Below are 13,565 nucleotides of genomic sequence, written 5' to 3' on the forward strand. Positions count from 1 at the left end.
CGCTACCCTTGCCCGGCACCGTTCCTCCTTCGGGTCGCGCAGGTAAGCAAGGTGTGGCGGTCCGGCCAAGCCCGCGCACGCGGCGGGCCGCGGTCAGGCGGCCGGCGCCAGCCGGTCCAGCGTGCGCTTCAGCGCCGGCTCGCCGCGTCCGAACGCCCGCCGCGGATCCACCCCTGCCGGGCCCTGCCATCGCAGGTAGACGGCGATGGCCCCCTTCCGTACGGCGACCGCCACATGAGCGTAGGAGTCGCGGTAGCCGGAGGCGGCGCTCGCCTTCGGATGACGCGCGGCGAACCGCTCGATCTCCCCCGTCCACTCCCCGTGCCGGAAGGCCGTGACCGACGGCGCGACGCCCTTCGCCTCGGTCTCCTCGCTGTGGACGAAGCCCGGCCCGGAGTACGCGCAGGGGTCGGGCGCCGAGGAGCCCGTCCCGTCGTGCAGCCAGCCCCTCCGTAACCGCTCGGCCTGCTGCTCGTCAGGGGCCACGGACACCATCTCGTGCACGGCGACCTCGCCGAGCAGCGAGCGTTCGGCGGAGGGCAGGAAGCCCGGCAGCCGCTCTCTGGACGACATGGTGCCGCAGGACAGGTCGTTGCTCATCGGCGGCCCGTCCCCCTCCTCCCGGTACTGGCGCGGCTCGCCGGGCTCCGGCCAGATCCTCACCTGCTCGCCGTACGCGCCGGGAGCGGGCAGGGCGTGGGTCAGCCGGGTCATCCGGTCCTGAGCCCGCGGCGCGGTCACGGCGCCGTCGGCCACGGCCAGCACGGACTCGGAGACCTTCAGCCCGGTCGCGGCCCAGTCGCCATCGGGCGAGCCGAAGCCGCCGCGGATGTCCCATCCCAGCTCGACGACCCACGCGCCCTGGTGCACCACCGACTGCCCGGTGGTGAACGGCTTGTGGAAGAACGGGTCGTCGGTGTCGCTCCCGCGCCGCCCGCTGGTGATGACCTGCACCCCCGACCAGCCGCCCCGGTCGAAGGCGGACACGGTCGTCTCCGCCTCCATCGCCTCGCCCAGGGTGCCGCTCGCCGGGCCCGCGCAGCCCCGGGCCACCTCCGCGGCCCGGGCCACCAGGCCGGCCGCCCGCGCCGGATCGGGCAGCAGCATGAACCGCGCGTGGACGGGCGGATCGGTCTTCAGATGGGCCACCAGGGCGGGGAACGCCTGCGGCTCGGCGGGCGCCCGGGGGTCGAGGCTGCCCGGGCACAGCTGGAACACATCCCCCGCGGCGGGGAAGGGCTCCTCTCCGCGCAGCTCGTACGCGCGCAGCCGGCGCGCCACCTCCTCGACCGAGCGGGCGGGCTCGGTGAAGCCCGGCAGCTCCGCCGGGGCACTGCACCCGGTCAGGAGCAGCAGCACGACGACGAGCAGGGTCCGGCTCACAAGAGTGAGACGCGGCCCGCCGTCCAGGAGTTCGAGGTCACGCCGGCGCGGGGCCTACCCTGCCTGCGTGCCGGCGGGCCGCTGGCACGTGGTGGACTGCAGGCCCGTGCAGCTCCGCTCCCCCGTGATGAGCAGCACGATGCCGATCATCAGCACCGCGCAGGTCAGCATCACGAGCATGCACCAGACGTGCAGCAGCGAGCGGCTGCCCGCCGTGGCAGGAAGCGGCTCCGTCCCGGGGTCCAGCGCGCCGGAGAGCATGGCGTCGAGTTCGGGCTCCTCGCGGACGAGGCGGCTCTCCAGCTCGGCCAGCGTCCGGCGCTCCGCACGCGAAAGTCCCATGTCAACGCCCCCGATCGGTGACGGCTCACCGCCCTGCACACCCCGACAGGCGTCCCATTTGATCCAGATATGCCGGACATGCCAAGAAAACATTGCACACTGCAACAAATATGTGACCCCGGCACGTCAAGTGGAGGAGGTCAGTCCCTGGCCGCGATCGGGCAGGACGAGCGTGGCCCCCTTCTCCGCGGGCGCGCCCGGCCTGCTGACGTACCGGAGGATCTTGAAGTCGGCGGTCAGGGCGCTCGGGGTGACCTGCAACATGAGATACCCGCGATGGCGAAGGTGCAGCTTCAGGTGCGGGTTGGCCGCCAGGAGCGGGTCCGCCGCCTGATCCAGGTCGTGGCCGTCGCCGCCGCTGGTGATGGAGGTGACGGCGAACTCGGCGCCGATCGGGCGGGAGGCCGGGTCGTCGTAGTCGAGGACGAGGTTCCCCGCCCAGTGGGCGTGCACGTCGCCGGTGAGGACGGCCACGTTGCGGGCCTTGGCCTGGATCCAGCCCTCGGTGACGCGCTGGCGGGCGGCGGTGTAGCCGTCCCAGGCGTCCTGCCGGACCAGCCGCTCGATGCCGGGGTCACGGTCGCGCTGCCCGAAGAAGACCTGCTGGCCGATGAGGTCCCAGCGGGCCCGGGACCGGGACAGGCCGTCGAGCAGCCACTGCTCCTGGTCCAGGCCGAGCATCGTACGGCTCGGCCCCGCCGGGAGCGTGCAGCTGCGGAAGCCGGCGCCGCACAGGTGCGGGTCGCGGTACTGCCGGGTGTCGAGCACGTGCAGGGCGGCGAGGTCGCCCCAGCGCAGGCGCCGGTAGAGCTGGACGGCCGCGCCGCCGGCCCGGGCGCCGCTCCGCAGCGGCATGTGCTCGTAGTAGGCGCGGAAGGCGGCGCGGCGGCGCTCGGCCGGGATGAGGCTGGTCCAGTTGTTGAGCACCTCGTGGTCGTCCAGGACGACCACCCACGGCGCGGCGGCGTGGGCGGCCCGCAGGTCGGGGTCGGTCTTGTACAGGGCGTGCCTGCGCCGGTAGTCCGCCAGGGTCACGGCCTGCGCGCCCTGGTGGTCGCGGACGTTGCCGCCCGGCGCGAGCTGCTGGTCGCTGCCCTGCTCGTAGATGTAGTCACCGAGGTTGAGGACGAGATCCGGTCGCTCGGACGCGATCGCGGCGTAGGCGGTGAAGTAGCCGTGCTGGTAGTTGGCGCAGGAGCAGACGGCCATGCGCAGCGGGCGCGCCGTCGTGCCGGGCGCGGGCGTGGTCAGCGCGCGCCCGGTCGGCGACAGGTGCGTGCCCGCCTTGAAGCGGTACCAGTACGGCCTGCCCGGCCGCAGCCCCGTGACCTCGACGTGGACGGTGTGCGCCCACTCCCGCACCGCCTCCTGCGTGCCGCGGCGCACGACGTTCTTGCCCGCGGGGTCGGTGGAGACCTGCCAGTGCACCGGCACGGGAGCCTCCGGCATGCCGCCGAGCCCGTCCTCGGCCAGCGGCGCGGGCGCCAGGCGGGTCCACAGCACGAACCCGCCCGGGTCCGGGTCGCCGCTGGCGACGCCCAGCGTGAACGGCTCGCCGAAGGACGCCGGCGGCGTCAGCGACGGGATCAGCGACGGCACGCCCGAGTAGAGCCCCGCCGCCAGGAATGACCTCCTGCTCAACACAGCAAGCATGATCGCCGCGATCGGCGCCCGTCCGGGCGGGACACGCCAGCCGCTGGGAAAGAACAGACTCGGGCACTCCCTCAGCCGACGTCGCCCGGGCAGACCCTCGCTACACTGAACGCGTCAATCCAGTGTGAGCACATCGAGAAGGCGGTCACGTGGCCGGCAGACGTACCCGGGGCCAAGGGGCGCACCACGAGCAGCGGCGTGACGAGATCGCCGACGCCGTGCTCGCGATCGTCGCCGAGCGCGGCCTGGCCGCCGTGTCGCTGACCACCGTCGCCGGCCAGGCCGGCATCTCACCGGGCCGGGTGCAGCACTACTTCCCCGCCAAGCGCCAGCTCATCGAGGCCGCCTTCGAGCGCGGCAACGAGCTGTCCGGCGTGCGCATCAGGCGGAAGACCGGCTCCGACCCCGATTCCGCCGACCCCCGCCTGGTGCTCACCACCGTGCTGACCGAGCTCATCCCGTACGACGCCGCCACCGAGGCCCACATGCGCGTACGCCAGTCCTTCCACGCTCTCGGCTTCGCCGAGGAGAGCATCGCGGCCCGGCTGCGCGTCCTGTACGCCGGCTTCCACCACCAGATGGCGCAGCTCATCCGCAGGGACCAGGAGGCCGGGCGCGTCCGCGGCGACGTGCGGGCCGATGACACGGCCCTGGCCCTGGTGGCCCTGGCCGAGGGGCTGGCCGCCTACGTTCTCACCGGCGTCGTCGAGCCCCAGGTGGCGCGTGACCGGCTGCTCGACGAGATCGCCGGGCTGTACGGATGAGCCGGGGGCCGGTTCACGCGGGCGCGCCGTTCAGGGTCTCGACCTCGCCGGTGTCGAGGGAGTAGTACGCGCCGACCACGGCCAGCGCCCCCTTGGCCACCAGCGGCGCGAGGTCCTGGTTGCCGCGCAGGGCGTCGGCCGTCAGCTTCACCTGCGCCCTGGCCATCGCATCGGCGGGGTCGGCGTGGCGCTCCCCCGCGACCTGCTCGTACGCCGGGCGCAGGGCCTGTGTGATCGCCTGGAGGTTGCCCGGCAGCGACCGGCCGTCCCGCAGGGCCTGGTAGGCGGCCGAGACCGCGCCGCACCGCTGGTGCCCGAGGACCACGATCAGCGGGGTCCCGCTGGTCATCGGCCCGTACTCGACGGAGCCGGTGATCACGGGCCCCAGCGCCGCCCCGCCGCTGCGCATGACGAACAGGTCGCCCAGGCCGGTGTCGAAGACGAGCTCGGGCGGCACCCGCGAATCGATGCAGGACAGCACCGCGCCGTACGGCTGCTGGCTGGTGGCCAGCAGTTGCCGGCGGGTGGGGTCGCGATCGGGGTGCCGCAGCTCGTTGCTCACCCAGCGGCCGTTGCCCGCCATCAGCCGATCGTAGGCGGCCTCCGGCGTGCGCGGCGGGCCCTCCTGGCGCGCGCCGTCCGCCGGATCCGACGAGGAACAGCCTGCCAGGCAGGCCGCCGCCACGGACAGTGCTCCCGCGAGCAGCGCCCGCCGCTCCGGGCCGCCGGAGTGCCGCATCTCTCCACCGCCGTTCTTCACTACTACGAGTACTGGTGAAGACACGCTATGTGTTCAGTCATGGGTGCACAAGGACGAAGGCTTCCCGGGCAGTCGGAGTGCCATCACGGCGATGTCGTCCAGCCCGCTCGTCGGAAGCCCGCTGACCACCGAGTCGCAGAACCTGTCCACCGGCTCGCCGGCGACCGACTCGGCCAGGCGGCGCAGCCGCCCCAGCCCCTCGTCGAGATGTTCGCCGGGCCGCTCGACGAGACCGTCGGTGTACAGCAGCAGCGTGCTGCCCGGCGGCAACGGCTCGACCTGCGAGCCGCGCGGCCCGGCGTCGGGGAAGCCGAGCAGCGGGCTGACGCCGCCCTCCAGGAAGCGGCCCCGGCCGTCGGGCGTGACCAGCAGGGGCGGCGGATGCCCGGCCGAGGCGTACCGCAGGCGGTAGCCGCCGTCGAGCTCCTCCACGCGGGCGTACACGCAGGTGGCGGTGACGTCGCCCGACAGCGACTCCATCGCCACGTTGAGCCTGGTCAGGATGTCGCCCGGCGGTTCGCGGCGGTCCATCGCCAGCGCGCGGAGCATGTTGCGCAGCTGGCTCATCGCGACGGCGGCGCTCAGGTCGTGGCCGGACACGTCCCCGATGACCAGCGCCGGGACGCCGTCGGGCAGGACGAAGGAGTCGTACCAGTCGCCGCCCACGTCCGCCGCCGACGGGCTGGCCCGGTAGCGGGCGACGATCCGCAGGTCGGGCAGGCGCGGCGGATCGGCGAGCAGGCTGTACTGCAGGGCCAGCGCGATCTGCTGCGCGCGCTGGAAGCGGATGGCCCTGCTCAGAGCGTCGTGGGCGTGATCGAACATGCGGGTCAGCAGGGTGATGTCGTCCCGGCCGATCGCCGGGCGGTCGCCGCACGTCACCGCGCAGCCCACCGCGGGAACGCCGCCGTCGACCACGACCGGGAGGATCAGGGCGCTGTTGGCGTCGTTCGCCCGCAACCACGGGAGGGTGCCCGCGGGGGCGACCTGCGACGGGGGCGAGCCGACGGGGAACGTCATCAGCAGGGGCCGGCGGCACCGCACGGCCTGTACGAAGGCGTTGCCGGCGGGGAGCTGCTCCTCGCTGTAGGGCGGCAGCCGCCTGACGCCGGGACGTGCGGCGGTGGCCACCCGCTCGATGATGAAGGGGGCGCCGCCGTGCCGTTCGCCGGTCAGGTCGGTGACGAGGTAGACGCCGCAGCCGTCGGCCAGCTCCGGCACGATCACGTCGGCCAGCGCGCCGAGCATCTCCTCCAGGCTCCGCAACTGCGCCGTGGCGGTGGCGGCGCGGTCGAGCAGGCGCTGGCGCCGCTGGTCCCGCCACTGCTGCTCGATGTCGACGGAGCTGCCCACCCACTCCACCACCTGGCCGTCCTGGCAGATCGGCACCGCGCGGAGCTGGAAGTGCCGGTAGCCGTCACGGGTGCGCAGCCGGTAGACGTGCTCCCACATCTCGGTGGCGGCGTTGCTGACGGCGTGCGACCAGGAGGTGATCGTGGCGGGCCGGTCGTCGGGGTGGACCGTGCGCAGCCAGCGCTGCCCGCGGTACTCCTCCCACTCCTGCCCGGTCACCCGTTCCCAGCTCGGGCTCGGCTCGGACACGTACCCGTCGCCGCTGGTCACCCAGAAGATGTCCACGCTCAGGCGCATCAGGCTCTCGTAGCGCCGCAGGATGCGGCGGCGCTCCTCGGCGACGGCCGTCATCTGGCGCGCGGTGGTGCACTGCTCGGTCACGTCCATCACCATCACGAGCACGCCGTACTCGCCGCCGCCGAAGGCCACCCGCGACAGGCTGAAGGTGAAGAAGTGCTCCCCCGGCGCCCGGGCGCCGGGAATCGGCAACGCCTCCTCGGCGGACCTGACGACCGGCTCCCCCGTGGCGTACACCCGGTCGAAGCCGGCACGGTAGTGCGGCAGCACGAAGGTCGCGAACGCCTCCTCCACCGGCATCCCGCCGCGGGGATCGCTCACCTGCGACCGGTACATGGCGTTGCTGTAGATCAGCCGGTGCTCCGGCCCCCGCGTCGCCGCCATCCCCACCGGCGCCCGGTCCAGCATCTCGAACGAGAGATTGCCGCCCCCGCGATCTGCGACCTCCATCGTGACCTCCCCCGACGGTCACAAGCTCTCTCAGCCCTACCCATGGTGGGCGGGCCACGAACTCGGCGAACCCCATCGGCGGCGCGGCCCTGCCTCACGCGAGCCCCTCCGGGGTCGGGGCCAGGCGGTAGTCGGCCCACATGAAGGCGTCCATCCGGTGCTGGTCGGCGGAGAGGTTGACCACCCGGTCGGCCCTGCCGCCGGCGTCGAAGTGCCACACCAGCGCCCACAGGGTGTCCACCTCGCCGTCGCCCTGGGTGGTCCAGCCGCGGTGAACGTCCACGACGTGCTCCTCGTCGGCCCCCAGGAAGATCGGGTCGGCCTGGAAGCCGGCCTTGCCGGGGTGGATGACGAACGGCGGGCCTCGCGTCGCCGCGGCCACGCCTCCCGCCGGTGCGCAGGTCCTCGGCCACGGAGAGGGCGGCCAGGCCGGGGAGTCCGGGGATGGCGGCGCACAGGAGGCAGACGAGGATGACGCCGAGGTGCGCCGTCCACAGCCCGGACTCCCCGGCCTGGGCGAACTCGGGCAGCAGCGCCGCGTCGTGCGTGCCGTCACGACGAGCAGCGGCATGGCCGCCAGGGGCGTGTCCCGCGTCAGCCCGGTGGCGATGGCGGGCATGGAGGCGACCTCGCCGGCGCAGTCGGCGGGCAGGAAGTAGCGCGGGTCGTACCCGGTGAGGAGGTCGCCGGTGGACGGCAGGGTGACGGCGTTCGGGAAACCGGCGGCGCTCATGGACGGGGCGCTCCCCTGCTGGTGGGCGATCGGCACCTGAAGTCTGCGAGACGCCGTTCCGCTGAGGCGAACACCGATCGCGTATGTGCGCATACCTCAGAGGCATGTCGATCGGCGTGAGCACGCCGTGCCGGGCCGGACGGCAGCGGCGCGGCGGCGGCCCTGCCCGGCTGATCCGCGAGGGAGCTCGGGCTAGCGAGGTTCCAGCGGCGCCGGGGGGCCGGGCCGTCCGGATTCGCGTGCGTGCCGGAAGCGCCGGTTGAGGTCGTGGGCGTGGCGAAGGTGGACGTGCGCGGCCGGGTGGTCGCCGGCGGATCGGGCCAGGCGGGCGAGTTCGGCGTGCGCGTCGGCTTGTCCCTGGAAGTGGCTGATCTGGCAGGCGAGGGTGAGGGCGGTGACGGCGTGCTCGTGAGCCGTGGCGGGAGAGCCCAGCCCGCGATGGACGACGGCCAGGTTGTGGTGGGTGTCGGCCTGGTTCATGAGATCTCCCAGCTTCTCGAACAGGGAGAGGGCCTGGTCCAGGTGGGCTCGCGCGTCGTGGTGGCGGCCCAGGTGCTCCTCCAGCATGCCGAGCTGCCGATGGCAGATGCCGAGGCCACGGCGTTGCCCGGCCTGCTCGAACAGCTCCATCGAGCGGGTGAGGTGTTCGCGGGCGGCGGTGTAGCGGCCTTCCAGGCGGTCGAGGGTGCCGAGGCTGGAATGGGCGAATGCCTGTTCGGTGAGGTCCTCTCCCGAGGAGGCGGCTTCGAAGCAGAAGGTGGCGTGCGCCCGGGCCCGGGCGAAGTCGCCGAGCCACTTGTGGACGTTGCAGAGCTCGTGGTGGATCATCCGCTGGCCGGCCTGGTTGCCGGCCTGGGCGTACAGCTCGAGTGAGATCCGGAAGCGGGCGAGCGCGGTGAGGTGGTCGCTCGTACGCATGTCGACCAGGCCGAGGTTCTGGTGCATGGCGGCCTGGCCGAGCAGGTCGCCGGCGTTCTGGGCCAAGCCGAGCGCCTGGCTGTTCAGCTCGATGATCTCGGTGTAGAAGCCGCGCATCCGCTGGTAGGGCTGCAGGTTGTGGACCAGGCGCCAGGTCTGGGGCGAGCGTGCGGAAAGGCACCGGCGGGCCACGGCGAGCAGATCTGTGTGATGCCGGTCGAGCCATCGCAGCGCGGCGACATCGGACTCGTGCCGGGGAGGCGGCACCCGGCCGTCGTCCCCGCCCGTGCTCAGGCAGGTGACGGAGGCGCTGGAGTCGATCGAGAGAACCGCGGCGTCGATGGTGCTGTTCGTGTACCGGAAGAGTCGTTCGTCGGCGGCGGCCAGGTGCCTGGCGCTGTCGTGCCGGTCGGACTCGAGCAAGGCGGCTGTGCGGACGGCGTCGTGCATGCGATAGCCGCCGCTGGCGCGGTTGTCCGGAATGAGCAGACCGCGCTGGTAGAGGGTGGCCAGCATGGTGGCGGCCTCGTCGACCGGCTGGCCGGCGAGTACGGCCGCGATCGGCGCGGTGATCAGCGAGCCGGGGTAGTGGGCGGCGCGGCGGAGCACGAGGCGAGCGGGCTTGGCCAGAGCGGCCAGCGAACGGGCGAACGCGGCGGAGGTCTCGTCGCCGGCCGTCCCCACCGGGGCGGCGAGGAGGTCGTGGGCGGGATTGGCCGCCTTCAGGTCGCTCATCTGACGGATGGCGAGCGGGAGCCGGAAGGCGTCGGCGATCGCGGCCACGGCCTGCGGGTCGTTCAGCCCGGCACGGCGCAGGACGGCTCTGGCCAGCTGGGCGGCCTGGCCGCGCGTCAACGGTTGCAGGGTGATGCTGTGGTCGGGGTCGAGGCCGACCAGCACGTGGCGGGTGGTGACCAGGATCGCCGATCCTTCGGCCGCGGGCAGCAGCGGGCGGATCTGCCCGGCGGTGTCGGCGTCGTCCAGGACGATCAGCATCTTCTTGCCTGTGGTGGCGGCCTGCCAGGTGCGGCTGAGCGCCGTGACTCCGGTGGCGTTCGGGTCGGAGGGCACGTCGAGGGCGTTGAGCAGGGTGCGCAGGGCTTCGGTGCTGGTCATCTGGGACTCGGTCGCGGTGTAGGTGCGCAGGCCCAGCCAGAACAGTCCGTCGGGGTAGCGTGCGGCCAGCGCCCGGGCGGCGCAGATGGCCAGCTCCGTCTTGCCGGTCCCGGGCATGCCGGTGATGACCATGACGAGAGGTCCGGGCCGGTCCCCCTCGGGAGCCGGGGCCGTCAGGCGGCGCAGGTCCTTGCCGCGGCCGACGAAGACCCGGGTGCCGGACGGAGGCCGCAGCACCGAACCGGCCTGCGCGTCCTCCGCCTGGAGCGTCGCGGGGTGCGGCGGGTGGCCGCGCGGCAGGGCGATCAGCGTGCCGGCGCTCAGCAGGCTGGTCGTCAGCGCCAGCCCTCCGAACAGCCACCAGTTCCACGTCATGGTGAGCAGGTTGGTGAGCCCTCCGGCCGCCACGCCGGCCATCGGGCCCAACGCGACGATGACCAGGCGCCCTCGCCGCTGGGCCCGTGGTGCACCTGCCATCGGATCACCTCTGGTTGCTGTCGGCCGGGTCGGCGGGCTGAAGGGCGCCGGTCCCGCCCGTCATTCTGTCAACAAACGGTGTCCTGAGGTTGTTGAATCGCAGGAGCCGCCGTCTCCGGCCGACATGCGCGTCCAGCTCCCGGCCGCCGGCAGGCCGGCGAGGTCGCCGCAGGTCCTTCCTGCCCCTGAGGTCAGGGCAAGGGCGGCGCCTTCTCCCCCAGCGCGGCGCGTACGGCGGCGGCGATCCGGTCGACGTCGCCGCGTTCGGCGGGCGGCAGGGGCGCGCCGACCGACTCCCTGAGCGCGGCGGCCTCCCCCAGCAGGGCCGCCGCCTCCTCGTGGGCCCCCTCGGCCGCCGCGACCCCGGCCAGACCTTCCCTGGCCAGGGCGATGGCGCGCGGGTCGCCGACCTCGCGGGCCGCGGCCAGTCCCTCCTCGTGCAGCGACCTGGCCGCGGCGGGGTCGCCGCGCTGCTCGGCGATGAAGCCGAGCTCGGCCAGCAGCAGCGTCACCCCGTAGAAGGGCAGGCCGTAGTCTTCTTCCAGGCGGCGGTTCCAGGCCAGCGACTGCTCGAAAAGCCGCTGCGCGGTGTCGAGGTCGCCGGCGCGGCGGGCCACGAGGCCGAGGCCGACCCGGGCGAACTCCTCGGCGAAGCCGCTGGACTGCTCGGCCGCCAGGCGCATCCCCCGCTCGTGCAGCTCCCGGGACCCGTCCAGATCCCCGGTCAGCAGGGCGAGCCGGCCGAGGCTGGACAGCCGGTAGGACGCGTCGGTCCACAACCTCAGGTCCTCCGCGACGCGCAGGCCCTCCCGGTGCAGCCGTCCTGCCCGGTCGTAGTCGCCGTTGATCTCGGCGAGGTAGCCGAGCATGTCGGAGGCCTGCAGCCGTCCCCAGCCGTCGCCCAGCTCGTCGAAGCTCGCCAGGCTCCGGGCGCCGGCCCGCTCGGCCAGGGCGTGGTCGCCCTGGAACATCGCCTGCTTGGCGCGGCTCGCCAGCGCCGCCGCCTCGCCCCAGCGGTCGTCGGCGGCGCGGAACCCGGCCAGCGCCTCCGTCAGCAGGCCCTCGGCGGTGGCGGCGTCCCCGAAGCTCAGGTGGGCGAGCGCGAGGAACCAGCGTGACCGCGCGTCGGAGGTCTCCAGCGCCCGCGCCGCGGTACGGCTGCGCCGCAGCAGGTCGGTGCCGTCGCCGGTCAGCATGGCGAACCCGGCCTCCCACGCCGCCGTCCTGGAGGACTCCGCGCCGGGCAGCGCCAGGGCCGCGGCGAGACAGGCGCGGGCCTCGCGGTGCCGGCCGCGCAGGTACCAGTACCACGCCAGGGCGTCGACCAGGCGCAGGGCCTGCGCGGGGTCGGTGGTGTGCTCCAGGGTGGCCCGCAGGTTGGGCGCCTCGGTGTCGAGGCGGTCCAGCCACTGGCGCTGTGCGGGGCCGTGCAGGTGAGGCGCGGCCCGTTCGGCCAGCTCGGTGTAGTACAGGTCGCGGCGCTGGAAGGCCGGGTCGTCGCCGGCGAGCCGGTCGAGGCAGTACGCGGCGATCGACTCCAGCAGCCGGAAGCGGATCCCTCCGGAGGACTCGACCATCGACCTGGCCACCAGCTGGTCCAGCAGGTCGGCGACGTCCGCACCGGGCTCCCCGCACACCGCCTCGGCCGCCTCCAGCGTGCAGCCTCCCGGGTGGACGGCGAGCCGGAGCAGGATCAGCCGCTGCTGCTCGGTGAGCTGCTCCCAGCTCCAGTCGATCACCGCGCGCAGCGTCTGCTGGCGGGCGGGCCGTCCCCGGCCCGAGACGGTGAGCAGGTGGAAGCGGTCGTCCAGCCGGTCGGCCACGCCGCGGACGCCCAGCGTGCGCACCCGGGCGGCGGCCAGTTCCAGCGCCAGCGGCAGGCCGTCCAGCCTGCGGCAGATCGCCGCCACCGAGGGCGCGCCGGCCTCGTCCAGCACGAACCCGGGCGCGGTGGCCGCGGCACGGGCCACGAACAGCCGCACGGACGCGGCCCGCGCCGGGTCCTCTCCGGGCACCGGCAGCGCGAGCGGCGGGACCGCGTACAGCGTCTCGCCGGGGATCGCCAGCGACTCCTGGCTGGTGGCCAGCACGCGCAGGCCGGGTGCGGCCCGCAGAAGCAGGTCCACCAGGTCGGCGACCGGTCCGACCACGTGCTCGCAGTTGTCCAGCACGAGCAGCAGCCGCCGGCCGCGCAGGGCGTCGGCGAGCCGCTGCGCCAGGCCGGCCGGGCGCACGCCGGGACGCGCACCGGTCGCCGTGTCGTCGCGCACCTCCAGCCCCGCGGCCACCACCTCGGCCACGGTCGCCGTCTCACCCGAGACTCCCGCCAGCTCGACCAGCCACACCCCGTCGGGGAAGGCGTCGGCGGCCAGGCCGGCGACCGCCAGGGCGAGCCTGGTCTTGCCGACCCCTCCCGGACCGGTCAGCGTGACCAGCCGGGCCGCGCCGAGCAGGGCGCCGACCTCGGCCACGGCCTCCTCACGGCCGATCAGCTCGGTGAGGGGGGCGGGCAGGTTCGTCCGCGGGCGCGGGGGCGCCAGCGAGGGGTCCTGGCGCAGCATCGCCCGGTGGAGGCCGGCCAGCTCGGGCCCGGGGTCGAGGCCCAGCTCGTCGGCCAGCCGGCGCCGCAGGTCGTCGTACCCGGCCAGCGCCTCCGCCTGCCGTCCGGACCGGTAGAGCGCGCGCAGGTGGGCGGCGCGCAGGCGTTCGCGCAGCGGGTGCGCGGCCACCAGCTCGCCCAGCTCGTCGGCCATCGGGCTGTGCTCGCCCAGCTCCAGCCGTACCTCCGCCTGCTCCTCCAGCGCGGTCAGGCGCTGCTCCTCCAGCCGGGTGGCCGCGACGCGGGCGAACTCCTCGTCCGCGAAGTCGGCGTAGGCCGGGCCGCGCCACAACGCCAGGGCGTCCGACAGCAGCCCGGCCTTCGCCCGCGGGTCGGCGGCGGCGCGGGCCCGGTCGAGCAGCCCGGCGAAACGCGCGGCGTCCACGTCGGCGGCGCGCAGGACGTAGCCCGCCGCCTGGAAGGCCACCAGCTCGCGGCCTCCCGGCTCCGCCTGCTCCAGGGAGCGGCGCAGCTGGGACACCTTGGTCTGCAGCGTGTTGACGGGGTTGCCCGGCGGGTCGTCCCCCCACAGGTCCTGGGCCAGGCGGTCGGGCGACACGGGACGTCCCTCGTGGGCCAGCAGGTCGGCCAGCAGCGCCCGGACCTTCACCTCGGGGACCCGTACGAGCCGCCCGTCGCCGGCCCACACGGAAAGGGGGCCAAGTACACCGAATCGCACCAGGTCACCGTACCCGCAGCGAACCCCCAGCGGATCATGCG

Annotated in this window: 9 protein-coding genes; 1 reads left to right on the forward strand and 8 read right to left on the reverse strand. The window is 74.1% G+C overall.

Annotated elements, in window-relative coordinates:
* Positions 1–93: 93 nt before the first annotated feature.
* The 3 genes from HD597_RS24515 to HD597_RS24525 form a co-directional block, all read right to left on the reverse strand.
* On the reverse strand, positions 94–1,383 hold the full coding sequence (locus HD597_RS24515; RefSeq protein ID WP_253745044.1) for a hypothetical protein: 1,290 nt from the start codon (positions 1,381–1,383) through the stop codon (positions 94–96).
* A gap of 54 nt (positions 1,384–1,437) precedes the next feature.
* On the reverse strand, positions 1,438–1,725 hold the full coding sequence (locus HD597_RS24520) for a DUF3040 domain-containing protein (RefSeq protein WP_253745045.1): 288 nt from the start codon (positions 1,723–1,725) through the stop codon (positions 1,438–1,440).
* A gap of 126 nt (positions 1,726–1,851) precedes the next feature.
* Positions 1,852–3,366 (reverse strand): alkaline phosphatase D family protein, encoded by a 1,515-nt coding sequence (locus HD597_RS24525; RefSeq protein ID WP_253745046.1) that lies wholly within the window; start codon positions 3,364–3,366, stop codon positions 1,852–1,854.
* A 161-nt stretch (positions 3,367–3,527) separates the two neighbouring features.
* On the opposite strand from HD597_RS24525, the gene HD597_RS24530 reads away from it, so the two are divergent.
* Positions 3,528–4,142, forward strand: coding sequence for a TetR/AcrR family transcriptional regulator (locus HD597_RS24530; RefSeq protein ID WP_253745047.1), 615 nt, complete (start codon positions 3,528–3,530; stop codon positions 4,140–4,142).
* A 13-nt stretch (positions 4,143–4,155) separates the two neighbouring features.
* Here the strand turns inward: HD597_RS24530 and HD597_RS24535 are convergent, their stop codons facing one another.
* The 5 genes from HD597_RS24535 to HD597_RS24555 form a co-directional block, all read right to left on the reverse strand.
* Positions 4,156–4,881, reverse strand: a complete 726-nt coding sequence (locus HD597_RS24535) for a carbonic anhydrase (RefSeq protein WP_253745048.1) — start codon at positions 4,879–4,881, stop codon at positions 4,156–4,158.
* Positions 4,882–4,935: 54 nt separating this feature from the next.
* Positions 4,936–7,002 (reverse strand): SpoIIE family protein phosphatase, encoded by a 2,067-nt coding sequence (locus tag HD597_RS24540; RefSeq protein WP_253745049.1) that lies wholly within the window; start codon positions 7,000–7,002, stop codon positions 4,936–4,938.
* Positions 7,003–7,096: 94 nt separating this feature from the next.
* Positions 7,097–7,735 (reverse strand): hypothetical protein, encoded by a 639-nt coding sequence (locus tag HD597_RS24545; RefSeq protein ID WP_253745050.1) that lies wholly within the window; start codon positions 7,733–7,735, stop codon positions 7,097–7,099.
* Between the two features lie 192 nt (positions 7,736–7,927).
* Entirely contained in the window at positions 7,928–10,246 is a 2,319-nt protein-coding gene (locus HD597_RS24550) for a tetratricopeptide repeat protein (protein WP_253745051.1), read from the reverse strand.
* Between the two features lie 191 nt (positions 10,247–10,437).
* Positions 10,438–13,524, reverse strand: a complete 3,087-nt coding sequence (locus tag HD597_RS24555; RefSeq protein WP_253745052.1) for an AfsR/SARP family transcriptional regulator — start codon at positions 13,522–13,524, stop codon at positions 10,438–10,440.
* Between the last annotated feature and the right edge of the window lie 41 nt (positions 13,525–13,565).

Origin of the sequence: Nonomuraea thailandensis (assembly GCF_024172165.1) — a bacterium.
Classification (GTDB): domain Bacteria; phylum Actinomycetota; class Actinomycetes; order Streptosporangiales; family Streptosporangiaceae; genus Nonomuraea; species Nonomuraea thailandensis.